Below are 25,324 nucleotides of genomic sequence, written 5' to 3'. Positions count from 1 at the left end.
TTGGTGGTGTAGCCGACTTTCTGCATGGCGCGTTTGGTGAATTCGTCGGTGTTGACGATGATCTCGGCGCCGCGGGGGATGTCGGTGATGTTGGCTTTGAGGGCGGCGGGGTTCATGGCGACCAGGACGTTGGGGGCGTCGCCGGGGGTGAGGATGTCGTGGTCGGCGAAGTGGAGCTGGAAGCTGGAGACGCCGGGCAGGGTGCCGGCGGGGGCGCGGATCTCGGCGGGGAAGTTCGGCAGGGTTGACAGGTCGTTGCCGAACGAGGCGGTCTCGGAGGTGAAACGGTCACCGGTGAGCTGCATACCGTCACCGGAATCACCCGCGAACCGAATGACCACCCGGTCCAGACGGTGCACCTCCTTGGTGCGGATCCCGGCCGATGTCGGCTCGGCCTCTTCGATGTCCACGGTGTCTACCGTCACGCGACTCGTCTCCTCTGGCTTTCCGCTGTCCGGCGCCGCTGCGTGGGCCGGACCCCGTCGGCGCTTCCCGTGACTCGGGGACGCCGGGCACGCCGACGGGACCTGGCAGGCCGGGACGTTAGGCAGCCCGCCTTGCGCCGGACCAAAGCGCCCCCCTCGGGCGCCGTGCACCGCTTCCGGCCCGCCCATGGCCGGTTCAGCGCAGGTTCAGTGGTTCTCCAGAGCGGCTCGGGACCCTTTCCCATGTCCGCTGGACAGCCGGACCCGGCGCTTCCCCCCAGCGGGGCATCAGGTGCGCCATCACACGACCCGGCCCGCGCGACCACGCGTCGCCCCAGCCCACTTTCCCGTTACTTCGTCACCCCTTTCCCAGGAGCACACCATGGACGTGTCATCCCCGGCCTCCCGCCGCACGCTGCTCAGACTCGCCACCGCGGTCTCCCTGGGCGGGGCGGTCGCCGCCACCCCGCTGCCGGCGTTCGCGAAGTCCACCCGCTGCCCGCTGCCGCGCAGCCTCAGCGTCACCGCCCCCGGCGTGTACCCGGAGGGCGTCGCCTGGGACCCCACGAGGAAGGCCTTCCTCGTGGGGTCCAGTGCGCAGGGCACCATCTCGGTGGTCCGCGCCGACGGCACCGTGACCCCGCTGGTGGCCCCGTTCGCCCGTGTGTCGGTTCTCGGCATCGTCGTGGACGCGCCCCGCCGCCGCGTCCTCGCCGCCTACACCGACTACTTCTTCCGGCTGATGGGCATCGTCGACCCGACGCTGCCCCCGGTCTCCGGTGTGGGTGTCTTCGACCTCGACACAGGTGCCGTCCAGCACCTGGTCGACCTGTCCGACGGACAGGCCCAGCCCCGCGCCAACGACGTCACCGTCGACCGCGAGGGCACCATCTACGTCACCGACACCGGGGTCGACACCATCAGCGTGGTCAGCCGCGCCGGCCGGCTCCTCCACGTCATCCGCGACGACCGCTTCCTCACCGAGGCCACCGGCCCCAACGGCATCGTCCACCACCCCGCCGGTTTCCTCCTCATGGGCAAGTACGACGGCGGCCGCCTCTTCCGCGTCGACCGCCCCCGCTCGGCGCGGCCCAAGGTCAGCGAGGTCCGCCTCGACCGCGCGCCCGCCACCATGGACGGCATCGCCCTGCGCCCGGACGGCTCCCTGGTCGTCGTGTCCAACGACCTGTCACCGGCCGACGGCCGCCCCGGCCGCGACGCCGTCCTGGAGCTGCGGTCCACCGACTGCTGGCGCAGCGCGCGCACCGTGCGGGACCAGACCTGGCCGTTCGAGGACCCCACCACCGTCGCCGTGACCCCGTACGGCGACTACGTGGTCAGCGGCGGGCTCCGGGAGATCCTCACCGGCGTCCCCTCCACCACGCCCGGCCAGTTCCACCTGCGTCGCCGCTGACGACACCGGTCGGCGTCCCCGGGCGTACGGCCGGCCCGCACCTCACCCACCCCGACCTCCGGGAGCCCCCATGTCCCCCGCCACCACACCCACCCCGCCCCCCGAAACCGCCCCGCCCCGGGGCCTGTTCACCGCGCTCGCCGGGCTGACCGCCCGCCGGTCCCGGTTGCTGCTCGTCCTCACCGTGGTCCTGCTGGCCGGTGCCGTCGTCCTCGGCAGCGGCGTCGCCGACCGGCTGCGCAGCGGGGGCAGCGGCGGTGTCGTCGACCCGTCCTCCGAGTCCTCGTACGCCGCGGACATCCTGGAACGGGAGTTCCCCGGGGCCCGCCCCAACCTCGTGCTGCTGGCGCGGACCGACGGCGGGGTCGACGACGCCGACGTGGCACGCCAGGGCCGGGAACTCGCCGCCCGGCTCGCCGACGAGAAGGGCGTCACCGGCGTCACCTCCTACTGGGACACCGGCGCCGGGGCCCTGCGCTCCGACGACGGCCGGGAGGCCCTGGTGGTGGCCCGGCTCACCGGGGACGAACTGGAGGCCGACCGCACCCTGAAGGACCGTATCGTCGGGCACTTCGACGGACGCCAGGGCGATCTCACGGTCCGCATCGGCGGCAGCGTCGCCGTCCAGAACGAGCAGCAGACCTTCATCCGCGAGGATCTCGTGCGCGCCGAGGTCATCGCGCTGCCGATCACGCTCCTCATCCTCATGGTCGTGTTCGGCAGCGCCGTGGCCGCGCTGCTCCCCGTCGGCATCGGCGTCATCGCGATCCTCGGCACCAACGCGGTGCTGCGGGTCCTCACCTCCTTCACCGACGTCTCCGTCTTCGCCACCAACCTCACCACCGCCCTCGGCCTCGGCCTCGCCATCGACTACGCGCTGCTCATCGTGCGCCGCTACCGCGAGGAACTCGCCGCCGGCCGCGACACGCCCGCCGCGCTCGCCGTCACCCTCAACACCGCCGGGCGGACCGTGCTGTTCTCGGCCGCGACCGTCGCCGTGTCGCTCGCCGCGATGATGGTGTTCCCGCTGTACTTCCTGCGGTCCCTCGCCTACGCCGGGATCAGCGTCGTCGTCCTCGCCGCCGTCGCCGCCCTGGTGGTGCTGCCGGCCCTGCTCGCCGTCCTCGGCCGGCGGATCGACGCCTGGGACGTGCGCAAGCTGGTCCGTCGCGGTTCCCGAAAGACCCCCGAGCCCGCGGCCCCCGGGGCCGGCTGGGCCCGGCTCGCCCGGGGAGTGATGCGGCGCGCGCCGCTGGTCGCCACCGGCACCCTGGCCGTCCTGCTGCTGCTCGGCGCGCCCTTCCTGAACGTCGACTTCGGCACCGCCGACTACCGGCAGCTGCCCTCCTCCGCCGACTCCCGCGTGGTGCAGGAGAACATCAGGGACCACTTCCAGGGCAGCCCCACCGGAGCGATCGAGGTCGTCACCCGCGACGCGCCCGCAGGCGAGCTCGGCGACTACGCCGAGCGGCTGTCCCGGCTCGACGGAGTGATCCGGGTGGACGGGCCGACCGGCAGCTACCAGGACGGCCGGGCAGCCGGACCGGCGCAGCCGGGCCATGCCGCCGGTGAGATCGCGTACCTCACCGTGGTGCCCGGCGTGGAGGCCGTCTCCGACGCGGGCAAGGACCTGGTGCGGGACGTCAGGGCCGTCGACGCCGACTTCCCCAGCTACACCTCCGGGACGACCGCGGCCCTGATCGACAGCCAGGCCGCCATCGGCCGCGGCCTGCCGTGGGCGATCGGCATCATCGTGCTCGCCACGCTGGTCCTGGTGTTCCTGCTCACCGGCAGCGTGCTGGTGCCGTTGCAGGCCGTCCTGCTCAACGCGCTGAGCCTCACCGCGATGCTGGGCGCCGTGGTGTGGGTCTTCCAGGACGGGCACCTGTCGGGAGTGCTGGGCTTCACCCCGACCGGGAGCATCGAGACGGCACTCCCGGTGCTGATGTTCTGCCTCGCGTTCGGACTCTCCATGGACTACGGCGTCTTCCTGCTCTCCCGCATCAAGGAGGAGCAGGAGCGGACGCTCGACCACAAGGCCGCGGTGGTCGAGGGGATCCGCTCGACCGGCGGTGTCATCACCGCCGCCGCGATCGTCCTGTCGGTGGTCATGGTGGCCATCGGCACGTCGCGCATCACCAACACCAAGATGCTCGGACTGGGTGTCGCCCTGGCCATCCTCATGGACGCCATGGTGATCCGTACGCTCCTCGTCCCCGCGGTGCTGTCGCTCACCGGCCGGGCGACCTGGTGGGCGCCCGGACCGCTGCGTCGCCTGCACGCCCGCTTCGGCATCCGTGAGGGCGGCCCGGCCCCGGCGACACCGGCCCCGGCCGCGCCGGACACGCCGGACGCCGCCGTCCCGCCGTCCGCGGCGGACACACCGGCGCCGGTGACGCAGGAGAGGGAACGGGCCGGCGCGGCGGCCGGGAAACACTCCGGCTGACGCCGCGACGGCCACATGGCCGCGCGAGTAGGTGAATACGCGGGAAACAGGGTGCGGGAGGACCTCGACGGGTCCTCCCGCACCTCTTTGGCGGGGCGCAAGCGATCGCCGTTAGCGTCCGGGCAACGCGTCGGGCGGACGCCGCGGCAGCGCCGCACGGACACCCGACCCGGCCGAGTGGCCACGGCACCGCCGGGCCCGCCCCGAACGGCCCTGCGCGCCGTACCGGCCGCAGCCGGCCGGCCGCGATCAGTGGAACGGCCGCGACCGGACCGGCCGACGACTGGCCGACCCGACCGACCCCGCCCACCCCACCGAGCCGACCGACCCGACCGGGCCGACCGGGCCGTCCGGGCCGTCCGACCCGACCGGTTCAGCCAGGTTCGGTCGGGTTCGACCCGGCCCACCGGGCTGCCCGGTCCAGCGGTTCACCCGACCCACCTACTCCGGCACCCGCCACCCGATCCCGGCCCAAGGGATCTCCCGGACCACCAGAACAGCCAGATCCACCAGAACAGCCGGATCCACCAGAACAGCCGGATCGCCCAGAACAGCCGGATCCACCGGAACAACCGGATCGCCCAGAACAGCCGGATCCACCAGCACAACCGGATCGCCCAGAACAACCGGATCCACCAGCACAACCGGATCACCCAGAGCAAACCGAGCAATCAGAGCGAGCAGATCGACCAGAGCAAGGGGGAACAGCCCGATGACATCCACACACCAGACCGGGCCGCAGGCCCGGCCCGTACGCCGCGTCGCGGTGGGCGAGGGGAGCGCCATGGCGGTCGACACCGTCGTCGTCGACTACGGAGGGGTCCTCACGAACCCGCTCGTGGAGACCTTCGCCGCCTTCGCCGAACTCGCCGACATCGACGCGGGCGACCTGGCGCAGGCGTTCCTGGCGGCGACGGAGCGCCACGGGGAGACCCCGATGGCCGCCCTGGAGACCGGCACGATCACCGAGCGGCAGATGGTGGACCGGATCCTCGCCGAACTCCCCGAGGGGGCGGGCCGGATCCTCGCGGACGGACAGAGCTTCGGCGAGCTGTGGTTCCGGGGCCGACGCGCCAACGAGCCGTTCCTGGCCTTCCTGAGGGCCCTGCGCCGCGACGGCTACCGGCTCGCCCTGCTGACCAACAACGTCCGCGAGTGGGAGCCGCTGTGGCGCGCCCAGCTGCCCGTCGACGAACTCTTCGACGTGGTCGTGGACTCGCACCGGGAAGGCGTACGCAAGCCGGAACCGGAGATCTACCGGATCCTGCTCGACCGGCTCGGCACCCCGGCGAAGCGCTGCCTGTTCGTCGACGACACGGAGGAGAACTGCCGGGCCGCCGCCGAACTCGGCATGCGCGCCGTGCGGTTCGCCGACACCGACAGCGCCGTCCGCGAGATCTCCGCCCTGCTCCACCGCCCCGTGGCCGTGGCCGCCGGCGCCGCGGGAGGTGCCCGATGACCGCCACCCCGGTTCTCGTCGTCGGCGCCGGGCCCACCGGGCTGTCCGCCGCGTGCGCCCTGTGGGACCTCGGCGTGCCCTGCCGTGTCGTCGACCGGCGTCCCGGCCCCGGCATCGCGCCCAAGGGGCTGGTGCTGTGGAGCGGCGCCCTGGAATGCCTGGACCGCCTGGGGGTCGCCGAGAAGCTCACCGGGACGGCCCTCCCGCTGGCCGGGGCGTCGTACTGGTCGAAGGGCAGGCGGATCGCGGGTGTGCGGTTCGGCGGACTGACGGGTACCGCGTTCCCCGGCCCCCTCTGCGTACCGCAGCCCGTCACCGAACGGGCGCTGCTGGAGCGGCTGACGGAGCTGGGCGGCGCCGTCGAGTGGGAGACCGAGGCCACGGCGGTGACCGTCCACCGCGGCGGCCCCGAGGAGTCGGTGACCGTGACGCTGAGCGCGGGCGGCGCGCAGGAGACGGTGACGGTGCCCTGGCTCGTCGCCGCCGACGGCGCCCGCAGCCTGGTGCGCGACAGCGTCGGCATCCCCTTCGAGGGCCACACCTTCGACCGTACGTTCCTCATCGGAGACGGCCGGCTGGAGGGCGCGCCCGAGGAGGCCGAGGTGCAGCACCACATCACGCCCGACGGGGTGCTGGTGATCGTCCCGCAGCCCGACGGCCACCGGGTCTTCTTCGACACGGAACCGGACGAGCGCACCGATCCGCCCTCCGAGGAACTGCTCCAGCGGCTCCTCGACGAGCGGGGTCCGGGCGGGCTGCGGTTGCACGGCACCTGGTGGACCAGCCGCTTCCGGGTGCACGCCAAGGTCGCCCCCCGCTTCCGTGAGGGCCCGGTGCTGCTGGCGGGCGACGCGGTGCACGCCCACACCACCGCCGGTGGCCAGGGCCTCAACACCGGTGTCCAGGACGGCTACGACGTGGGCTGGAAGCTGGCGACCGTGGTGCGCGGCGGCGACCCGGCGCTGCTCGACAGCTACGAGGCCGAACGGCGTCCCGCGTCCGTCCGGGCGGTCGCGAACGGTGACCAGCAGACCCGGATGTGGCTGCTGCGCCGTCCGGCGGCCCGGCTCCTGCGGAACACGGTCATGCGGGTGCTGTCCGCCACCGGGCTGCTGGAGCGCAAGGCGATCCCCCTGCTCGCCCAACTCGACCTGGACCACTCAGGGAGCCCGGCGGTGGCCGCGTCCGACGCCGTGGCGGGCGTGCCGCGCACGCTGAAGCCCGGTCGCCGGGCGCCCGACGCGGCGCTGACCCCGGTGCTCGGCACGGCCGCGACGTCGCTGCACGACCATCTGGCGGCCGGACGGCACACGCTGCTGGTGTACGGCGCGGGGACGGCCGGTGAGGCGGCCGTACGCGCCGCGCGGGTCGTGCGGGAGCGGGGAGTGGGCGACACGGCCCAGGTGCTGTGGATCCAGCCCGCCGACGCCGCCGCCGCGCACGTACCGCACGAGGGAGGCGAGTTGGTCGTCGCCCGGGACCAGGGCCGCACGCTCGGCGCCGCCGGCTCCCCGTGGGTCGCCTACGTGCGTCCGGACGGGGTCGTCGCCGCCCGCTCCGCCCCGGCCGGCCTCGACGCGCTCCTCGCCCGGCTGCCGTCCCGTGAGCCCCTCACGGCACCGGTGCCGTCCCTGCGGCCCTGAGCGGGCCCGGCCAACCCCCTCGCGAGTCGACTGATCGCGACACCCAGACTTCCTTGGAAGGACCGACCATGAGCATGTCCACGTCCGCCACCACGTCGGCCGTCACGTCCGCCACCGCGTCCGCCGTCGTGGACCCCCGCGTCTCCGAGGCGGCCCCGGAGCGTCCGGGGGCCGCCGAGGTGGAGCTGAGCTACGACGCGACCGTTCCCCGCACCCTCGTCCACCGGGCCTCGATCGCCGAGGTCTTCGTCACCGACTCCGCCGAGACGGGTGAGGACACCTTCGCCGTCGCCGCCCAGTTGCCGCGCGGCCACCTGATCGGGGAGGCCTCCCCGTCGTACGACTTCACGCTGCTGGTGGAAGTGGTGCGGCAGGCCGGGGTCCTGATCGCCCACCGCCATCTCGGGGTGGAGCTGGGTTCGGCGTTCATCTTCCGTGACCTCAGGCTGCGGGTCACCGCGTTCGAACCGCTGCGCATCGGGCGGCGGCCGGCGGACCTGCGGGTCGAGGTGACCGTGCGGACCCGGCGCAACCGGGCGGGCCGCGTCCAGGGGTTCACCTTCACCGGGGACGTCGCGGTCGACGGTCGGCCCGCGATGCGCGGGGAGGGCGGGCTGCTGATCCTGTCCAGGGTCGCCTACCAGGCCATGCGGAGCAGGCGGCAGCTGCCGGACCACCCCGGTTTCCTGCTGCCGCGCTTCACGGCGGCCGAACCGTACGCCGTGGGCCGCCGCGACGCCAGGAACGTGTTCGTCACCGAACCCGTCGCGGACGGTGAACAGGGCGGTTTCTCCTGCCAGTTGGTGGTGGACACCAGCCACCCGCACGTCTTCGACCACCCGCTGGACCATGTGCCGGGCCATCTGCAGATGGAGGCGGCGCGGCAGTTGGCGGTGGCCTCCGTGGCGCGGCTGCACGGTCTCGACCCGTGCAGCCTGTCGATCGCGTCCATAGAAACCGACTTCACCGACTACGCCGAGCTGGACCGCATCACCAGCCTTCGGGCAACGGTCGGAGGGTTCCGTTCCGACGAGGAACTGGGCACCTTCACCATCCCGGTCGAGGTGCAGGCCGTGCAGGAGAGCACCGTCACCACCGCCATGCGGATCGAGGTGGCGCAGTGGGCCCAGGATTAAGGTGAAGTTTAAAGGAAATCGCTCTCTGATCTTTTACGGACACCCTCTGTCAAGTAATGTCCTCGTCAATCGGGCCGACGTGACCTTCTCGGCCCCCCGGGGGGAGCACAGTGATACGCATTCTGCTCGCCGAGGACATGCACATGGTCCGTGGGGCCCTGGTGGCACTGCTGGCCTTGGAGGGTGACCTCACGGTCGTGGCCGAGGTCGAACGCGGGGACCGGATCCTCCCCACGGCACTGGAGCACCAGCCGGATGTCGCCATCATCGATGTCGACCTGCCCGGCCTCGACGGCCTGAGCGCGGCGGCCCAGCTGGCCCAACAGCTGCCCTCGTGCCGCACGTTGATCCTGACCAGCCTCGGCCGGCCGGGCACGCTCCGCAAGGCGCTCGCGGCCCAGGTGGGCGGTTTCCTCCTCAAGGACGCGCCGCCGGACCGGCTGGCCGACGCGGTCCGGGACGTCGCGGCCGGCAAGCGGGTGATCGACCCCCAGCTGGCCCTGGCGGCCCTGGACAACGGGGAGAACCCGCTGACGCCCCGTGAGACGGAGGTGCTGCGGCTCGCCGCGGACGGGGCGGAGGCCGCGGACATCGCGCGCCTGCTGTTCCTGTCCGTGGGGACGGTGCGCAACTACCTGACGACGGTGGTCACCAAGCTCAACGCCCGCAACCGGGTCGACGCGATCCGGGTCGCCAGGGAGAGCGGCTGGCTGTGAGAGGCCGCGGGCCGGACGGGGCGCGACGCCCCCGTCCGGCCCGCGGCTCCGCACTCCTCACCGGTCCCCGCCCGCGGCTCTCAGCCGGCCTGACCCAGCGGGACCGCGGCCCGCAGGACGAACCAGCCCGCCTCGTCCAGCCCCGACTGCAGATGGCCCCCGATCGAGGCGAGCCGGAACTGCAGATTGCCCAGGCCGCTGCCGTCCGAGCCGTCCGACAGGTCCCGGAAGGCCGTGGCGGTCTTCTGCACCCCGTCGTTGGCGATGGTGAGCACCAGATCGCCCGACGACGTCCCGCGGAACTGGATCCGGCAGTGCTCCGCCTTGCTGTGGCGCAGCAGGTTGGTGATGGCCTCGCGGAGCACGGTCGCCAGGATGGTGCTCACCTCACCCTCGGGAAGGTCCACCCGGCACTCCACCTCCGCCTGGATGCCGGCGGCCGCCAGGACCGCCTGCGCCGACACCGCCTCCGTGGACAGCGACATGTCCCGGTAGCCGCGGGCGACCGTGCGCACGTCGGAGAGGGCCTGCCGGGAGATCTCCAGGATGCTCTTGAGCTCCTCCAGGGCCCGCTCGGGGGCCGCGGGCACCAGGCGGCACGCCAGTTCGCTCTTCAGGGTCACCGCCGACAGGCTGTAGCCGAGCAGGTCGTGCAGGTCCCTGGCGAAGCGGAGCCGCTCCTGGGTGACGGCCAGCCGGGCGAGTTCCGTCTGGGCCGCGTGCACCTCGACCACCAGCTGGGCGAGCCGGTTCAGGCCGTACACGATCAGCCCCGTCAGCACCGTGGAGACGGCGATGTACACCGAGCCGACGAAGTGCATGCCCAGCAGGGGGCCGGTGCCCGCGGCCGTCGCGGCGACCAGCCCGAACAGCGGCCAGGCCACCGTCGGCCGGAGCACCAGCAGCAGGGAGGCGCCCAGGAAGCCGGCCATCCCGCCCCAGCCGAATCCCAGGACGAACAGCGGGAGATACGTCAGCAGGGCCTGCAGGGTGAGCGTCCACCGGTACCAGCGGGCCCGGAACCGCCGCAGACGCTGGGTGGTGTGCACGAGTTGAAGAAGGAAGACCAGGCTGAAGCCGAGGGCCGAGGCGACGAGCGTCAACGGACCCGGCCTCGCGTCGGCGATGTTCAGGAAGCCGGTCAGGACGAAGCCGCACTCGACGATCAGGACGACACTCTGGGCGAGCCGCGGCGGCGGGGCACTGAGGCCCAGGGCGCGCACCGCCGCCGACAGGGTGGGATTGCCGCCGGCCCCGCCGGTGGCGGTCTCTCCTAAGGAGCGGTCGACCTGTGTCTCTGCGGTCGGCGCGGCTGCCTCCATGAAAGCCCCTCACCAGAACGGGATCAAGGAGCGACCAGTGTATGCGGGATCATTGAACTGTAAGTATTAAATGCAGGACTCATGGACCAACTGTGCGATTTAAAGGAATGGTTGGTGAAAGTTGCGGAGCCATGCCCAGGACGAATCCCCCGACACTGGGCTCGGTCAGCCAGTCCGTGCCGGTGGTGCGGGCGGCCAGCTCGACGTCACCGCTCCCCAGGGCGCACGCGGCCAGGCCCATCGCGGTGCCGATCAGATACAAGTTCTGAATGACCGCGCCAACGTGCTTCAGCGTCAGCGCGTAGGGGAGGCCGCTGTACTTCCAGGACAGCCGGTGGATGCGCGAGGTGATGGTGATGACCACCGCGGGCGGGTCCACCAGTCCGGCGCTGATCTGCGCCTCCGCGACCAGCTCCGCCGTCGCCGGGTCCGTCTCCCCGTCACCGACCTGCACCAGGCAGTGCTCCAGCGGCGCGTAGTAGTGGGTGCCCGACGGGATGCCGGCGCAGTCCCGGATGGTGAGATAGAACTCCAACTCGTAGGCGCGGCCGCCGCTGGGGTACGGCCGGTCGGTGTACGCCTCCTCCTGCCGGCCCTCGCCCTGCCGCTCGTGCAGACCGCGGACCCGCAGCGCCCGGTACAGGAACTCGCCCAGCACGGCGGCCGTGAGCGGCTCCGCGCCGAAACTCCGGATGCTCTGGCGCTCCTCCACCACGGTGGTCAGCGGCGGGTCCTGGGCCGTCACCTCGCTCAGGGCCGGCCGGGGCAGCGCGAGACGCGGGCCGTCCGGCAGCGGCTTGACGGCCGGGGCCGGGGGCAGCCGCCCGGCCAGCGGATACGTCGCGCCGAAGTCCGCGTCGTGCCGGCCGAGCGTGGAGCGGCTGTGGAAGAGCAGGTCGACGGCGCCCCACGACAGCAGCGCCGGGTCCCGGTCCTCCGCGAAGGACGGCACCGGGTCACCGCCGCCCCGGCCCTCCTCGTACCCGCCCGGACCGCCGTGGTCGGCGGCGGGCGACGGCTGCTCCGCGGAGAGCACCATGCCGGTCCCCAGCAGATGGCCGACGATCTCGGCGACCACCGCGGCGGGCAGCGGCACGGCCGCGGCGATCTCGTCGACCGTGAGCGCGCGGCCGAGCATGCTCACGACCCACGCGGCCTCCGGAGCGTGCAGGACGACCCGGTACAGCGACACCGGCCCCTCCAGCACGAACCCCTCGCCCTCGCTGCGCAGGAACGCGAAGCGGGACAGCCGCACCGGACGCCGCCGGTCGACGGCGTCCGGCCGGAACCGGGCCGACTGCGCGATCGGCACCACCGACAACAGGGGATGGTCGGCGCCCTCCAGCGTCAGTGAACGCACCACCATGTGCTGCAACCGGTGCAGCACCATCAGGATCTCGGCCTGCGCACCCGTGACAGTGGCCGTGCGCCCCCCGGGGGAGGAGGGGCGCACGGAGCTGTCGGCGGCCAGCTCGGCCGCCACGTTGGCCAGCGAGATCGGGCCGAGGCTCATCCGCCGCAGCGCCTCGCGGACCAGCGGGCCCGCCCGGTGCAGCCGGGTCTCGCCCCACCGGCCGGAGAGCACCACGGGACTGGTCGGGCCGCCCATGTCCACCAGGACGTCCTCGCGGAGCGACCACAGGGCGACGCAGCGCCTCTCGCCCTGCGGTGTCACGACGGTGCTCAACGGCCTCTCGGCGGTCATAGGGGCTCCTGGGGGCATGACGGGGACGGCGGTGGGGCGCCGTCCCGTGCAGATGAACAGTCAGAGGAACAAGGGGACGGGGTTGAGGTCCTCGTACGGTGTCGGCGCGGCCAGCCGGCCCAGCCGCACCGGCACGTCGAACAGCCGGCCGGGCGCGAACCGGGCCCAGAAGTGCCGCAGCCCCGGTACGACGACCTTCACCACCGGGATCCCGATGTCGGGCCTCGTCTGGTCGAGCACCAGCAGGTCCATGCCGTGCCCGCGCAGCAGCTCGACGACGGCCTCGACGTCGTCCCGCAGGTCCGGCCGGTTGCGGAAGGCGAAGTCGGCCGGACCGCGCGCCGGGAGCGAGGGGTCGGGCAGCAGATACGGCTGCGTGGCCACGGTCGCCCCCCACCACCAGCCGAGCGGTTCGGGCGCCGTCGTGCCGTAGCCCGTGCCGTCGGGCCGTGCGTCGACCACCGCGGGCAGCAGCTGGTTCATCTCGGTCAGCGCGCGGCGCAGCGCCACCGCCGGGTCGAAGTGCGCCCCGAACCCGAACATGATGTCCTCTGCGGGTTTGTCGGTGCGCCGCGACACCGCCGCGAACACCGGCACGCCCAGGTCGGAGGTGAGGTCCAGGACCCACACCTCACGGTTCATGTGCCGGTACCGGTCGAGGAGTTCCTCGGTCCAGGCGTCGCCGAAGCCGTCGGCGCCGTGCAGCCGCACACCGGGCTGCCGGGTGCGGTTGTACCACCACAGGGCGACGGCGTCCCGTTCCACCAGCTCCAGGAAGCCGTGCAGGATCGCGTCCTCCGGGCTGCTGCCCGCGGCGTTGCCGTTGGAGTCGGCGCGCAGCGAGCGCCTGCCGGCCACCGGCCGGGACGACCCGTCGGCGGCCCCGGGGAAGTACAGCATGCCGGTCGGCAGCAGCCGCTGCCGCTGCTCGGTGAGCGACCACACCGGCGTCCAGTCGACCGGGGCCCGGTCGTCGAACGGCTCGGGAACGTACTGGAACGCGTCGTGCAGGGCGTTCCACCGCTCCCGGTCGCGGAACTGGCGGGGGGCGAACAGCTGGCAGGCGTCCGGGGAGACGGCGATGTCGCCCAGGCCCCGCAGGCTGTCCCTGGTGCGCGGCTCGTCCCCCTGGAGGGTGCCGCTGTACCGCTCCAGCGCCTCGCACATGGCGCTCACCTCGGCGTCGAGCGCGGTGGCGCCCTTTCCGCCGCTGAGGTGACGCAGCCCGGCCCGCAGCCGCGCCAGGTCGGTTCCGCCCAGCGCGGCGTTGCGGCCGGCCAGATAGCAGTGCAGGCCCGACGGTGCCCGCGGGTCCCTGCGGATCTCCTCGATCACCCCGGTCACCGGGCTGACCAGATGCGCGTACCGGTCGCGGACCTCCTGCGGGGAGAGCGCCCGGTGCCCGCCCCCCGCGTACGGGGCCTTCGGCCGGGAGACCAGCGTCACCGGCTGCCGCACCTGACGTGCGACGAGGCCGGGGTCACCGCAGTCCGGGCACTGGGGGCGCCGCCGCAACTCATGGTGACGGGTCGTCAGGGCGAGGGTGTCCAGGGTCAGGACCGCGGACTGGCCCGGATAGCGGTAGCCGGCCAGCCACTTCGCCGTCTCCAGCGCCGCGAGCTGCGCGGCGGCGGCCGCGGACGGCGGCACCTGGGCGGCCGGCCGGGGGACCGGGCCGGTCAGGCCGAGCGCCCGCCGCACCGGCGCCTCGCACAGCCGGTGGCCGCGCAGCCGGTGGGCCAGGCACGACCAGCAGGGGCCGGAGTCCGGCTGGAACACCGGACCCACCCACGCCGTGGAACCACCGGGCCGGGACAACAGCCAGGGCCGCCCCGTGGCCCGGTGCAGGGCGTCGATCTCACGCAGTTCGGGGTTCAGGTAGTCGTCGCACACGACGAGGGACAGCGAGGCGAGGTCGTTCCCGGCCCCGCCGTGCGCGCCGTGTGCTCGTCCGTTCCCGGCCACCGCGAGCCCCGCTGCCCGGCACGCCTCCAGCACCCCCTCGGCGCACGCGCCGCCCACCGTGAGGACCTCCAGCGGGGCGGCCGCCAGCCGCCGCAGCGCCACCGTGCCGTCCAGGCCCGCCAGCTCCCAGAACGCGCGGGCCGGCCGGCCCGCCTCCTCGGCACCGCCCGCGACCGCGACCGGCGCCGAATAGCCCACGAGACCGGCCTGGGCGAGCCGCGCGATCAGCCGGCCGACCTGCTCGGGCGGTATCTCGGGGGCCGCGTCCCGCAGCAGGGACGGCAGGTCCCTGGTGCCGTCCAACAGGGGGACCAGGGCCTCGATGTGATCGCCCTGCAACGCGGTCACCCCCCGGTCGGACAGGAGGTACGCGGCGTCGTCGGCGACGACCTCCGCTCTCAGGTGACTGCGGAAGCCCACGAGCCGCGGGTCGTGCGTCCTCGACGGTTGCGCGGGACGCTCACCGAAGACGGCGGTCACCGCACGATCCTCCGGCCGCCGGTCCCCGACGACGTGTAACGGGCCTCGGGGGACACGTCCTCGGTCAGGCAGAAGCAGAGGAACGCGTGCGTGGTCGTCGGCTGGGAGAGCTCCTCGATGGTCAGTTCACCGACCGGGTTCTCGGGCAGCGAGGGGGGCTGCTGCCCGTGGGCGAGCGTGACGCCGAACTCGTCGAGCACCGATGTGGCGTCCACCTGGTAGCGGCGTGACAGCTCCGGCTCCAACCACGCACGTGCGACCAGTTCCATGAACCGCAGTTCCTGGCCGGGCATCCGGTCGAAGGCCACGGTCTGCTCCGTGGCGGACGTACCGTCGAGAGTGGAAATAACGCCTTCGTGCACGTTGCCCTCCGCAAAGACCTGTGTATGGATCGGAAGTCGCCGTGATCGGACCGGCAGACAGGATTCTTCGGGCAGCGGGGTCGTCACCGACAGTGTTCCCCTCATGCCTCCCATGTGAATTCGTCATGGGTCACCGCCTCCGTTATTCACGCGGCGCCGATGAAGCGCTCACTGGGAGTGGCGTGGCCCGCCATGCCACTGTGGAGCGCTCGGAAACGCAAGCCGAGCGGTTTTGGCTGGAGGGAGAACCACAATGGAGGTCCGGGTCCTGGGGCCGCTCGTCGCCCAGCTCGACCACACGTCCGTAGTGCCCAGCGCGGCCAAGCCCCGCCAGGTGCTCGCCCTGCTGGCTCTGCACGCCGGCCAGGTCGTGACCGTGTCCACCCTGCTCGACGAACTGTGGGGGGACGCGCCGCCACGCACCGCGCCCGCGACCCTCCAGACCTACATACGGCAACTGCGCCGCCGGCTGGCGACGGCGCTGGGCCCGACCGCGGTGCGCGGGCCGAAGGACGTCCTGTGCACACGGTACGGCGGCTACGCGCTCGACGTGGCCGGCCCCTGTGACGCGACGGAGTTCCAGCGGCTGTCCGCTGCCGGGCAGACGGCCCTGCGCGAGGGCTCCGTCCGGGAGGCGTCCGTCCTGCTGCACCAGGCGCTGGCGCTGTGGCGCGGCCCCGCCCTGGCCGACGTGCAGATCGGCCGGGCGCTGGAGGTGGAGACGGTACGGCTGGAGGAGACCAGGCTGGGTGCCCTCGACGCCAGGATCGAGGCGGACATGCGGCTCGGCCGGCACGCCGCGCTGCTCGGGGAGCTGACCGCGCTGGCCGCCCAGCACCCCCTGCACGAGACCGTGCACGCCCAGCTGATGCTGGCGCTGTACCGCTGCGGCCGGCCCTCCCACGCCCTCGGCATCTACCAGAGGCTGCGTCAGTGCCTCATCCGTGAGCTGGCGTTGGAGCCGTCGACGCGGTTGCAGCGGCTGCACCAGGCGATCCTGCGGGCCGACCCCGTCCTGGAGTCCCCCGAACCGACCGTGTCCGAGGGCGCCGCGCCACGCCTCAGGCCCCTGACCCCCGCCTCGGTCTGACCGGCGCCCCGCCGCGGGCCCCTGTCCGCCCGGCGGTCGGCCGGCCGCGCGGGCGATCGGGGACGTACCTCTCTCTTCGGATCTCTTCGGACTCTGTCGTCGTTTGGCGGCCCTTAAGCGCCGCTCCCGACGCTGTGGGCACTGCGGGGGCTGGTCACCTGGTGGCCACCGCGTGACGAGAGGAGTTCCGGGGCACTATGACGCGATACCTGAGACGCGGTGGCACACGCCACGACGGTCGCCTGCGCATGTTCTGCTTCCCCTACGCGGGTGGCGGTGCCTCCGCCTACGCGGGCTGGCAGCGGTGGCTGGGATCCGGCGTGGAGGTGCTGCCGGTGCAGTTGCCCGGCCGTGAGGGCCGGATGGCGGAGCCGCGCTTCACCGACCTCCCCGCGCTCGTGGCCGATCTGGACCGGGAGCTCGGCGAGGAACTCGACGGTCCGCACGTGCTGTTCGGGCACAGTATGGGAGCCCTTGTCGCGTTCGCCCTGGCGCAGTACCGTCGGGCCCGCGGCGAACGGCTGCCCCTCGCGCTCCTCCTCGGCGCGCACCGGGCCCCGCATCTGCCCGCCCCGCCCCTCACCCACGGCTACGTGGCGGACGACATGGAGCTGATGCGCGGGCTGTCCGCGCTGGGAGGTCTGCCGCGGGTGCTGCTGGACCGCCCGGAATGGCTGGCGGCCCTGCTGCCCGTCGTCCGGGGCGACCTGATGCTCTGTGAGGGCGCCGGGAGCGTGGACCGCACCCCGCTGCCGGTTCCGCTGCACACGTTCGCCGGCGCGGAGGACCGGCTGGTGACCGTCCCCGAGGTACGGGAGTGGTCCCTGTACTCCACGGTGCACTGCGAGACCGTGGTGGTGCCGGGCGGCCACTTCTACATCAGGGAGCAGGAGAGCGCCTTCCTCGACCGGCTCACGGAGGTCCTGAGCCGGTACACCGACATCGCCGACCTGCTCGGCATGGACCTGGTGGGAGCCCCGAGCGACTGACGCGCCCTCCTCCGGCACGAGGCCCTCCGGGGCAACTCCGAGAGGCCGCCTCCCCTCCCGAACTCAGGGAGGGGAGGCGGCCGTTCGCGTGCGGGGAACCGCTCACCCGAGGACGCGAATGCTCGCACACCGAACACCGCCGGGCTGCCGCACGAGCCGCAGTCCGCGCCCACCCCTACGGTCACTACGCGCGCCGGACGGCCTGTCCGCGAGGCGGCCGTCGGCGGGCCGGGATGTGGTTCGGTGTGCTGGACGCCCGGTCGAGGAGCGGCCTCGCGTCGGCTGGGCGGTGCCTTGGCCTCGCCGGGCGGCGTGTCCGAGGGCGGCCCTCCGTCGATCGGGCGGTCGTGTCGCGCGCCGGGGTGCCTGTCCGAGGGACCGCCCTCCGTCGGTCGGGCCGTCGTCTCGCGTGCCGGGGCGGTCGTTCGTTCGCGAGGCGCCGCCGGTAGAGCGGCTCAGCCGACGGGCGTCCGCCCCGTCGGGATCTCCGAGGCCGGGATCTCCGGGGCTGGGATCTCCGGAGCTGGGATCTCCGGGGCCGGGATCTCCGGGGCCGGGATCTCCGGGGCCGGGATCTCCGGGGCCGGGATCTCCGAGGCCGGGGTGTCCGGGGCCGGGGTCTTCGACGGCATCTCCGGGGCCGGGGCCGGGGCTCCGGGGGCGTCGGTGTCCTCGACCGGGGCTTCCGCCTCCCCGGCGGCCGTGCGGCCCGGCATCAGCAGGGCGGCGACCACCGCGCCGGTCGCCACGCCGGCCGCCGCCACGGTCAGGCCCACCCCGGCGGCGTGGTCGAAGGCCGACCTCGCGGCCGCGGCGAGCGCCGCTCCCGCGTCGCCCCCGGTGCGTTCGGCGAGTGCCAGGGCGTTCTCCAGCGTGCGCCTCGCCGCCGGCGGCCGGCCGGCGTCGGTCATCGCGTTCGTGTAGCTGTGGGCCAGCACACTGCCGACCACGGCGACCCCCAGCGCGTTGCCGAACTCCTGCATCGTCATGTCCAGCGAACCCGTCGCACCCGACCGCTCCGGCGGCACCAGGGACATCACCACGTCCGTCGTGGGCCCCATCGCCAGCCCGAAGCCGATCCCCGCGAGGACCAGCCCGGCGAGCACCGGCGCGTAACCCTCGCCCACCCGGCCGAGGACCAGCACCCCCGCCGCCCCGAGCGCCAGACCCACGGCGACACTGCCGCCGGGACCGACCCGGCGGACCACCGCGGGGCACACCATCGTGCCGAGCAGCACGGCGAACGCCACCGGCATCACGGCGAGACCGGCACGCAGCGGCCCGTACCCGAAGGCGAACTGCAACCGCTGGGTGAGGACGAAGAGCGTGCCCGCCAGGCCGAACATCAGCAGCAGGATGCTCACGCTCGCCCCGATGAACGGCGCCCGGCGCAGCAGCGCGAAGTCCACCATGGGGTACGGGTGCCGGCGCTCCCACAGCACGAAGCAGACGCCCGCGACGGCGGCCACGGTGAAGCCGGTGACCGGCCACGTGGAGGTCCAGCCGTGCTTGGCCGCCTGGATCGTCCCGAAGACCAGCCCCACCATGGCGCCCGTGCCGAGCAGCGCGCCCACCGGGTCGGGGCGGCGCGGCGAGGGATCGGCGGACTCCGGCAGCAGCAGGGCCCCGGCGACCAGCACCACGGCCACCGGCACCAGGTTCACCAGGAAGATCGACCCCCACCAGAAGTGGCTGACCAGGGCTCCGCCGACCACCGGCCCGGCCGCGACCCCCAGCGCGGAGCAGCCGCTCCACACACCGATCGCGCGGGCCCGCTCGGCCGGCGGGAAGACGTCGACCAGGACGGCGAGCGTGCCGGGCATGATGCACGCGGCACCCAGCCCCATCAGCACGCGCGCCCCGATCAGCTGGCCGGTGCCGTCCGCGGTCATGCCGACCAGCGAACCCACGCCGAAGACGGTCGTGCCGAGCAGGGTCGCGCGCTTGTGGCCGTACCGGTCGGAGAGCGTTCCGGCGGTCAGCAACGCCCCGGCGAGGGCCAGGGCGTAGCCGTCCACGATGAACTGGATCTGGCCGACGTCGGCGTCCAGGCTCCGCATCATCTGGGGGATGGCCACGTTGAGCAGGCCGTTGTTGAGCACGATCGCGAACAGGGCGAGGGAGAGCACACCGAGGATCCACCAGCGGCGGGGATCCGCGGTCTCGGTGCCGGTCATGGTTCGGTCCTCCGTCGGTGGCGGGCACAGCGGTCCCCGCCACCCTCACGGGACCCGCTGAAGGGGGACTTGCGGCGGGCCCGCCGTCCCGGTCCGGGCCGCCGTCCGCTCAAGCCGCGCTTCAGCGCCGCTCCCTACGGTCCCGGCGGTGCTGCCCTCGGGTGAGCGGCGGCGAACACCGAAGGAGGTGCCATGGAGCTCCCGGTTCGGCTGCGGCAGTCCCGCTCCGCACTACTGCTGATCTTTTTCGTCCACGGCGCGGTCTTCGCCCTGCTGGTCACCCGTATCCCGGCGATCCAGGACCGGTACGGCCTCAGCGACGCCGAGCTGCCGCTGTTCCTCGCGGCGGTCCCGGTCCTGGCCGGCGTCGGCACGGTCACCGCCTCGCGGGTGGTCCGCCGGGTCCCCTCGTCCCTCGTGGTGAGGGTCGTCCAGCCGGGGATCTGCCTGGCGCTCGCCGGGGTCGGGGCGGGCCAGGCCGTCTGGCAACTCGCCGTGTGCCTGGTGGCCTTCGGGCTGCTGGTGGGCGCCATGGAGGCCAGCCTGAACATGACCGGCGTGGGGATCCAGCGCGGCTACGGCCGCAGCATCATGCTGGGCTTCCACGGCGCCGCGAGCCTCGGCGGCATCCTCGGCGCCGCCCTGTCCTGGGCCGGCGCCCACTGGCACCTTTCGCTGTTCACCGTGTTCGCCTCCTCGGTCGTCATGCTGCTCCCTGCCGCGGTGGCGGCCGGCCCCCGCCTCGACGTGCGCCCGGACGGGCCGGGTGCCGGGAGCGGCGCTCCGTCCACCGCCCCGACCGCCGCCGGGACGCCCGAGGCGCGGCCGGGCGGCCGGCGTGGCGTCCCCTGGAAGCCGCTGCTGCCGCTCTGCCTGATCATGGCGGTGTCCGTCGTCGCGGACTCCACCGCGACCAACTGGAGCGCCAAGTTCCTGGAGGACACCCTCCACAGCTCGGAGGCGATGGCGACCGTCCCGTACGGCCTCTACATGGTGGCCACCCTGCTGGGCCGCGCGCTCGGTGACGGCTGGGTGCAGCGGTGGGGCGCGGCGGCCGTGGTGCGGGCGGGCGCCGTGCTCGCCGCCCTGGGGTTCGCCGTCGTCGCCGCGGCGCCGGAACCCCTGACCGCCGTCCTCGGTTTCGCCGTGCTCGGTGTGGGGCTGTCCGTGATCATCCCCCAGGCCCTCGTGATCGGCGCGCAGCGGCTGCCGGGGGCCGAGGACACCGCCGTGGCACGCGTCAGCCTCTTCAACTACGTGGGATTCCTGATCGGCCCACCCCTGGTCGGGGCCGTCGGAGCGGCCGTCTCCTACCGCGCGGCCATGTGCGTGCCGCTGCTGCTGGTGCTGTGCGTCCTGCTGGTGGCCCGTTCCCTGGCCGCGCCTAAACCGGCCGACTCCTCCGCCCGCGCCCCGCGTCCCGAGGCGCCCAGGACCACTGTCGGCTGACGGCGCCCGCGCGTCCCCCGGCGCGGCGCCCACCCGGTCGTGCCCCGGCTGCCCGAACGGCAGCCGGGGCACGAGCGTTCCCGCTCCACCCCGCGCGCTGACACCCAGTCTCGTCCTCCCGCCCCCGCCCCGAGCCCGCCCCCGGTCTTTAGTCGGGCCAAAGCGTCAGGGCCGACGATCCCGGCAGGGCGGATCCCAGGAGCCCGGCCGTGCGGCCCGGCTGCCCGGTCATCCATGGGTGAGCCAACCGACGATGGGAGAACCATGCGCTGGGAAAGCGTTTACGTGGCGGGGACGGGGGCCTGGCTCCCCGAACCGTTCTCCGCCCGCGCCGCCGTGGAGGCGGGTGACTACGACCCCGAGCAGTTCGAGGCGGACGGCCTGCTGTCCGTCCGGGTGGCCGGTGAGGACGTCCCGCCCCCCGACATGGCGGTGCAGGCCGCCACCACCGCGCTCAAGCGGTCCGGTCTCGCCCCGGAGACCGTGCGTCTGCTGCTGCACAACTACGTCTGGTTCCAGGGCCAGACCATGTGGCCCGTGGCGTCCTACGTCGCCGACCACGCCGTCCACTGGGGCGTACCGGCGTTCGAGGTGAAGCAGGAGTGCAACGCGGCCGTCGGCTCGCTGGAGCTGGCCGCCCGGCAGCTGACCACCGAACAGGACGAGGCCGCGGTGGTGCTCACCACCGCCGACCGCTTCGCCGAGCCGCTCATCCACCGCTGGAGCGCGGAGGCGGGCCTCGTCTACGCCGACGGCGGCACCGCCCTGGTCCTCTCCAACCGCGACGGCTTCGCCCGCGTCCTGTCGACCGTGACCCGCGCCGACAACCGCATGGAGGCGCTGGCCAGGGGAGCGGGCCTCACCCCGCTGCCCACCCAGGAGCCGTACGAGCACGCCGAACGGTTCGCCCACTACCTGCGCTCCCGCGGCGGCAACATCCGCGAGGCCACCGACCGGCTGGTCGCCATGGTCAAGGGCGCCGTCGACGACGCCCTGGCCGAGGCCGGGACCACCCCGGACGAGCTGGCCCACGCCGTCATCCCGACCGGCGGCCGCAGCAAGATGCAGTGGCAGGCCGAGCAGCTGCTGGGGGTGCCCGAGGAGCGCACCACCTGGGAGTTCGGCCGCCGCACCGGACACCTCGGCGCCGGCGACCAGTTCGCCGCGCTGAACGACCTCGCCGAGACCGGCGCACTGCGCCCGGGCGACCGCGTGCTGATGCTCTCCGCGGGCCCCGGCACCGCCAGTTGCGCCGTCCTGGAGATCCTCCGCACACCGGGCTGGACGACCCCGGCCGCCGACCCGCAGACACCCGAGGAGCAGCGATGACCGCGACCGTGATCGGAACCTTCCCCGGCACGGCACTGATCGACAACGCCGTGGGCACCGACACCGCCCCCCGGGTCGACAACGCCGCGGAGGTGTTCCTCACCGCCGCCGCCACCCGGCACCCCGACGCCCCCGCCGTGCGGGACCGCTACGGCGTGTGGACGTACGCCGAACTCGACGCCGCCGCCGACTCCTTCGCCAGGGAACTGCACCGCCGCGGCATCCGCCCCGGCGACCGGGTGCTCGCGCGCGTCGACAGCGTCAAGGAGTTCACCGCCCTGCTCTACGGGACCTGGCGCAGCGGCGCCGTCCTGGTGCCGATCAACCCGGGCATGAAGGCCTTCCACCTCCAGTCGGTGATCGCCGACGCCGAACCCTCGCTGATCGTCGTCCAGGACGCCGAGCGCGACGGTGCCGACGGCCTGAGCTGGCCGTCCGAGGTGCCGGTCGCCGTCGTGTCCGAGCTGGACCTGTCCGGTCCGGCCGACCCGGACGCCCGTACCCAGACCGAGGTGCCCGCCGACCGGCTCGCCCTGCTCATCTACACCTCGGGCAGCACCGCGGCGCCCAAGGGGGTGGCCTGCCCGCACGGGCCCGTGGCGTTCGCCGCCCGCGCCATCCAGGCCCGGCTGAACTACCGCCCCGACGACATCGTGCTCACCGCCGTCCCGCTCTCCTTCGACTACGGCCTCTACCAGGTCTTCCTCAGCGCGCTGGCCGGCGCCGAACTGCTGCTGTCGGGCCCCGCCGACCACGCCCGGCTGCTCGGCTTCGCCCGGGACCACGGCGCGACCGTCGTGCCCCTCGTGCCGTCGCTCGGCGAACTCCTCGTCAAGCTCGCCTCCCGCGACCCGCGGCCCACCCGGATCCGCCTGTTCACCAACACCGGCGCCGCCCTCAACGCCCCGCTCATCGCCACCCTGCGGGAGACCTTCCCCGGCGCGTCGGTCGCCCCCATGTACGGCACCACCGAGTGCAAGCGGATCACCATCCTGGAGCCCGACGGCGACCTGGCCCGCCCCGGCTCGGTGGGGCCCGCGCTGCCCGGCACCGAGGTGCTCGTCGTCGACGACGACGGCCGGCCGCTGCCGACCGGGGAGACCGGCGAGATCGTGGTGCGCGGCCCGCATGTCATGGCCGGCTACTGGCGGGCCCCGGAGCAGACCGCGCTGCGCTTCCGGCCCGGCGCCGACGGCGGCCCCGTCACCCTGCACACCGGTGACTACGGCCGGCTCGACGCGGACGGCCACGTCTACTTCCAGGGCCGCAGGGACGACCTGTTCAAGCGGCGCGGCTCACGCATGAGTTCCGTCGAGATCGAGGCCGCCGTCCTCGACATCGACGGCGTCCGGGAGGCGGCGCTCCTCGTCCCCGAGGAGGACCGCGACATGGTCCTGTTCGTCGTCGGCGAGACCCCGGACGTCACCGGCGAGCAGGTGCTGGCCCGGCTCGGCGACCGTCTGGAGCCCGCCAAGGTGCCGGACGTCTGCCACATCCTGCCCGCGCTCCCGCTCACCCCCAACGGCAAGACCGACCGCAAGGAGCTGCGCCGACGGCTCATGGAGGGCACCGATGGCAACTGACCACGACCGCACCGGGCACCCCGCCGACGACCTGACGGCCCGCCGGCTCGTCGAGCAGTACGGCAGCCCCCTCTACATCTACGACCTGGCCCGCGTGCGCGCCTCCCTGGAGGACCTGCGGGCCGCCCTGCCCCAGCCGTGCCGCGTCTACTACTCCCTGAAGGCCAACTCCCATCCCGATCTCGTCGCCGAGCTGCGCCGGGGCGGGGCCCGCGCCGAGGTCACCTCGCGCGGGGAGCTCGCCGCGGCCCTCGAAGCGGGCCACCCGGCGGCGGAACTGATGTACTCCGGCCCCGGCAAGGTGCCCGCGGAGCTCGACGAGGCGATCGCGGCGGGGATGCGCACCTTCTCCGCCGAGTCCTTCGGCGACCTGGAGCGGATCGGCGCCGCCGCCGACGCCCACGGGGTCACCGCGGACTGCGTCCTGCGGATCAACGCCGCCGGGGCGCCCGGCCAGGCCGGGCTGCGGATGACCGGCGGCCCCTCCCAGTTCGGCTTCGACCTCGACGACCTGGCCGAGCACGGGGCGAGGCTCCTGGTGAAGGGCGTCCGGATCGTCGGGATGCACTTCTTCCCGCTCACCAACTCCCGCGACGAGGACGGCCTCATCGCCGAACTCGCCCAGAGCGTGCGCACCGCCGCCCAGCTCCGGGAGGAACTCGGCATCCCCCTGCACCTGCTGGACCTCGGCGGAGGCTTCGCCGCCCCGTACGCGAACCCCGGCGAGCGGCCCGTGTACGGCAGGCTGCGCACGGTCCTGACCGCCGTGCTCGACGAGCACCTGCCGGGCTGGCGGGACGGCGAACCGGTCATCGCCTTCGAGTCCGGGCGCTATCTCATCGGCGACAGCGGCCGACTGGTGGTCACCGTCACCGACGTGAAGAACAGCCGCGGCAGCACCTACGCGGTCCTCGACTCCGGCATCAACCACCTGGGCGGCCTGTCCGGCCTCGGCCGGCTGCTGCCCCTGAACGCCCAGCCGCTCGCGGACACCGGCCGGGCGGCCGACGAGCCCGCCGACCGCGAGGCGGCCACCGTGACCCTCGCCGGCCCGCTGTGCACCCCCGCCGACATCCTCGCCCGCGCGGCCGAACTGCCGGGGCTGCGCGCGGGCGACCTGCTGGCCTTCCCCAACGTGGGCGCCTACGGGCTCTCCGCGAGCCTGCTCGGTTTCCTCGGCCACCCGGCGCCCGCCGAGATCGTCGTGGACGGCGGCGAGACCGTCTCCGCCACCCGCCTGGACTTGCGGCGCCACACCGTCGCCCCCCACACCGGATCCCGTACGGAGGACCTCACCACCATGACCGAGACGACCACTCAGGCGGCGCCCGCCGCGGCGGACGAACCGGCCGCCCCCTGGGACGCGACGTTCGAGGCGCTGCTGCTGGAGGCCCTGCCCCGGCTCGCCGCCAAGGGCGAACTCCAGGCCGACAGCAGCCTCAAGGCGGCGGGCCTCGACTCGCTCGCGATGGTGGAGGTCCTGGTCCGCGTGGAGGAGACGTACGGCATCGCCGTACCCGACTCCGAGCTGATGGCCGACACCTTCGCCACCCCCGCCTCCCTGTGGCGTGTGGTGGCCGCCCTGCGGGAGCAGTCCGTCGGCTCGGCCTGACCGCCGGCGACCGGAGAGGAGA

The 25,324-nt window shown here is 73.6% G+C and carries 19 protein-coding genes; 12 read left to right on the top strand and 7 right to left on the bottom strand.

Going from position 1 to position 25,324, the window contains the following annotated elements:
* Positions 1-425, bottom strand: a 425-nt coding sequence (locus tag SMA5143A_RS30900) for a 2-oxoacid:acceptor oxidoreductase family protein (RefSeq protein WP_181362077.1), incomplete at its 3' end; no start/stop codon positions are given.
* 382 nt (positions 426-807) lie between these two features.
* Between SMA5143A_RS30900 and SMA5143A_RS30895 the strand changes: the two genes are divergently transcribed.
* Positions 808-1,839, top strand: a complete 1,032-nt coding sequence (locus tag SMA5143A_RS30895) for an SMP-30/gluconolactonase/LRE family protein (RefSeq protein WP_107466083.1) — start codon at positions 808-810, stop codon at positions 1,837-1,839.
* A gap of 70 nt (positions 1,840-1,909) precedes the next feature.
* Positions 1,910-4,285: an MMPL family transporter gene (locus SMA5143A_RS30890; protein ID WP_107466081.1), complete on the top strand. Its 2,376-nt coding sequence runs from the start codon at positions 1,910-1,912 to the stop codon at positions 4,283-4,285.
* Positions 4,286-4,726: 441 nt separating this feature from the next.
* Here SMA5143A_RS30890 and SMA5143A_RS30885 read toward each other — a convergent pair whose 3' ends face one another.
* Positions 4,727-5,008 carry a hypothetical protein gene (locus SMA5143A_RS30885; protein ID WP_146193977.1) on the bottom strand — a complete coding sequence of 94 codons (282 nt, stop codon included), beginning with the start codon at positions 5,006-5,008 and terminating at the stop codon, positions 4,727-4,729.
* Between SMA5143A_RS30885 and SMA5143A_RS30880 the strand changes: the two genes are divergently transcribed.
* The 4 genes from SMA5143A_RS30880 to SMA5143A_RS30865 all read left to right on the top strand — a co-directional run bounded on the left by SMA5143A_RS30880 (position 4,998) and on the right by SMA5143A_RS30865 (position 9,239).
* Positions 4,998-5,744, top strand: coding sequence for an HAD family hydrolase (locus SMA5143A_RS30880; RefSeq protein WP_258193833.1), 747 nt, complete (start codon positions 4,998-5,000; stop codon positions 5,742-5,744). The two genes, SMA5143A_RS30885 and SMA5143A_RS30880, sit on opposite strands and share 11 nt — an antisense overlap.
* On the top strand, positions 5,741-7,387 hold the full coding sequence (locus SMA5143A_RS30875; RefSeq protein ID WP_107466078.1) for an FAD-dependent monooxygenase: 1,647 nt from the start codon (positions 5,741-5,743) through the stop codon (positions 7,385-7,387). The genes SMA5143A_RS30880 and SMA5143A_RS30875 overlap by 4 nt, the downstream gene beginning before the upstream one ends.
* A 68-nt stretch (positions 7,388-7,455) precedes the next feature.
* Positions 7,456-8,523, top strand: a complete 1,068-nt coding sequence (locus SMA5143A_RS30870; RefSeq protein WP_107466076.1) for a ScbA/BarX family gamma-butyrolactone biosynthesis protein — start codon at positions 7,456-7,458, stop codon at positions 8,521-8,523.
* Between the two features lie 110 nt (positions 8,524-8,633).
* Positions 8,634-9,239, top strand: a complete 606-nt coding sequence (locus tag SMA5143A_RS30865) for a response regulator transcription factor (protein ID WP_055523101.1) — start codon at positions 8,634-8,636, stop codon at positions 9,237-9,239.
* 80 nt (positions 9,240-9,319) lie between these two features.
* Here the strand turns inward: SMA5143A_RS30865 and SMA5143A_RS30860 are convergent, their stop codons facing one another.
* The 4 genes from SMA5143A_RS30860 to SMA5143A_RS30845 form a co-directional block, all read right to left on the bottom strand.
* Complete coding sequence (locus tag SMA5143A_RS30860) at positions 9,320-10,561, bottom strand: sensor histidine kinase (RefSeq protein ID WP_107466074.1); 1,242 nt, start codon at positions 10,559-10,561, stop codon at positions 9,320-9,322.
* A gap of 79 nt (positions 10,562-10,640) precedes the next feature.
* Positions 10,641-12,266 (bottom strand): SagB/ThcOx family dehydrogenase, encoded by a 1,626-nt coding sequence (locus SMA5143A_RS30855; RefSeq protein WP_107466072.1) that lies wholly within the window; start codon positions 12,264-12,266, stop codon positions 10,641-10,643.
* 60 nt (positions 12,267-12,326) lie between these two features.
* The gene (locus tag SMA5143A_RS30850) at positions 12,327-14,711 is read right to left on the bottom strand and encodes a TOMM precursor leader peptide-binding protein (protein WP_107466070.1); all 2,385 of its coding nucleotides are present in this window, start codon (positions 14,709-14,711) and stop codon (positions 12,327-12,329) included.
* The gene (locus tag SMA5143A_RS30845; protein WP_258193832.1) at positions 14,708-15,073 is read right to left on the bottom strand and encodes a TIGR04351 family putative TOMM peptide; all 366 of its coding nucleotides are present in this window, start codon (positions 15,071-15,073) and stop codon (positions 14,708-14,710) included. Before SMA5143A_RS30845 ends, SMA5143A_RS30850 begins: the two co-directional genes overlap by 4 nt.
* A gap of 253 nt (positions 15,074-15,326) precedes the next feature.
* Here SMA5143A_RS30845 and SMA5143A_RS30840 point away from each other — a divergent pair, with 253 nt between their 5' ends.
* A complete protein-coding gene (locus SMA5143A_RS30840) occupies positions 15,327-16,163 on the top strand; it encodes an AfsR/SARP family transcriptional regulator (protein ID WP_107466069.1) in 837 nt (278 codons plus the stop codon).
* 197 nt (positions 16,164-16,360) lie between these two features.
* Positions 16,361-17,152, top strand: coding sequence for a thioesterase II family protein (locus SMA5143A_RS30835; RefSeq protein ID WP_257233853.1), 792 nt, complete (start codon positions 16,361-16,363; stop codon positions 17,150-17,152).
* Positions 17,153-17,607: 455 nt separating this feature from the next.
* Here the strand turns inward: SMA5143A_RS30835 and SMA5143A_RS30825 are convergent, their stop codons facing one another.
* Positions 17,608-19,329: an MFS transporter gene (locus SMA5143A_RS30825; protein ID WP_258193831.1), complete on the bottom strand. Its 1,722-nt coding sequence runs from the start codon at positions 19,327-19,329 to the stop codon at positions 17,608-17,610.
* Between the two features lie 192 nt (positions 19,330-19,521).
* Between SMA5143A_RS30825 and SMA5143A_RS30820 the strand changes: the two genes are divergently transcribed.
* The 4 genes from SMA5143A_RS30820 (at position 19,522) to SMA5143A_RS30805 (ending at position 25,302) form a co-directional block, all read left to right on the top strand.
* A complete protein-coding gene (locus SMA5143A_RS30820) occupies positions 19,522-20,778 on the top strand; it encodes an MFS transporter (protein WP_107466067.1) in 1,257 nt (418 codons plus the stop codon).
* Between the two features lie 264 nt (positions 20,779-21,042).
* A complete protein-coding gene (locus SMA5143A_RS30815; protein WP_107466066.1) occupies positions 21,043-22,107 on the top strand; it encodes a ketoacyl-ACP synthase III family protein in 1,065 nt (354 codons plus the stop codon).
* Entirely contained in the window at positions 22,104-23,690 is a 1,587-nt protein-coding gene (locus tag SMA5143A_RS30810; RefSeq protein WP_107466064.1) for a class I adenylate-forming enzyme family protein, read from the top strand. The genes SMA5143A_RS30815 and SMA5143A_RS30810 overlap by 4 nt, the downstream gene beginning before the upstream one ends.
* A complete protein-coding gene (locus tag SMA5143A_RS30805) occupies positions 23,680-25,302 on the top strand; it encodes a phosphopantetheine-binding protein (RefSeq protein ID WP_107466062.1) in 1,623 nt (540 codons plus the stop codon). Before SMA5143A_RS30810 ends, SMA5143A_RS30805 begins: the two co-directional genes overlap by 11 nt.
* The last annotated feature ends 22 nt before the right edge of the window (positions 25,303-25,324 follow it).

Source organism: Streptomyces sp. MA5143a, assembly GCF_900290235.1.
GTDB lineage: Bacteria > Actinomycetota > Actinomycetes > Streptomycetales > Streptomycetaceae > Streptomyces.
Note: the sequence above shows the minus strand (reverse complement) of the source record. Positions and strands in the feature narration are given on the sequence as shown.

Bases quoted from the DNA above. Each gene is read 5' to 3' on its own strand.
- SMA5143A_RS30880 (WP_258193833.1), top strand. From the start codon at position 4,998: ATGACATCCACACACCAGACCGGGCCGCAGGCCCGGCCCGTACGCCGC.
- SMA5143A_RS30825 (WP_258193831.1), bottom strand. From the start codon at position 19,329: ATGACCGGCACCGAGACCGCGGATCCCCGCCGCTGGTGGATCCTCGGT.
- SMA5143A_RS30890 (WP_107466081.1), top strand. From the start codon at position 1,910: ATGTCCCCCGCCACCACACCCACCCCGCCCCCCGAAACCGCCCCGCCC.
- SMA5143A_RS30835 (WP_257233853.1), top strand. From the start codon at position 16,361: ATGACGCGATACCTGAGACGCGGTGGCACACGCCACGACGGTCGCCTG.
- SMA5143A_RS30875 (WP_107466078.1), top strand. From the start codon at position 5,741: ATGACCGCCACCCCGGTTCTCGTCGTCGGCGCCGGGCCCACCGGGCTG.
- SMA5143A_RS30840 (WP_107466069.1), top strand. From the start codon at position 15,327: ATGGAGGTCCGGGTCCTGGGGCCGCTCGTCGCCCAGCTCGACCACACG.
- SMA5143A_RS30805 (WP_107466062.1), top strand. From the start codon at position 23,680: ATGGCAACTGACCACGACCGCACCGGGCACCCCGCCGACGACCTGACG.
- SMA5143A_RS30860 (WP_107466074.1), bottom strand. From the start codon at position 10,561: ATGGAGGCAGCCGCGCCGACCGCAGAGACACAGGTCGACCGCTCCTTA.
- SMA5143A_RS30815 (WP_107466066.1), top strand. From the start codon at position 21,043: ATGCGCTGGGAAAGCGTTTACGTGGCGGGGACGGGGGCCTGGCTCCCC.
- SMA5143A_RS30870 (WP_107466076.1), top strand. From the start codon at position 7,456: ATGAGCATGTCCACGTCCGCCACCACGTCGGCCGTCACGTCCGCCACC.
- SMA5143A_RS30820 (WP_107466067.1), top strand. From the start codon at position 19,522: ATGGAGCTCCCGGTTCGGCTGCGGCAGTCCCGCTCCGCACTACTGCTG.
- SMA5143A_RS30810 (WP_107466064.1), top strand. From the start codon at position 22,104: ATGACCGCGACCGTGATCGGAACCTTCCCCGGCACGGCACTGATCGAC.
- SMA5143A_RS30895 (WP_107466083.1), top strand. From the start codon at position 808: ATGGACGTGTCATCCCCGGCCTCCCGCCGCACGCTGCTCAGACTCGCC.
- SMA5143A_RS30855 (WP_107466072.1), bottom strand. From the start codon at position 12,266: ATGACCGCCGAGAGGCCGTTGAGCACCGTCGTGACACCGCAGGGCGAG.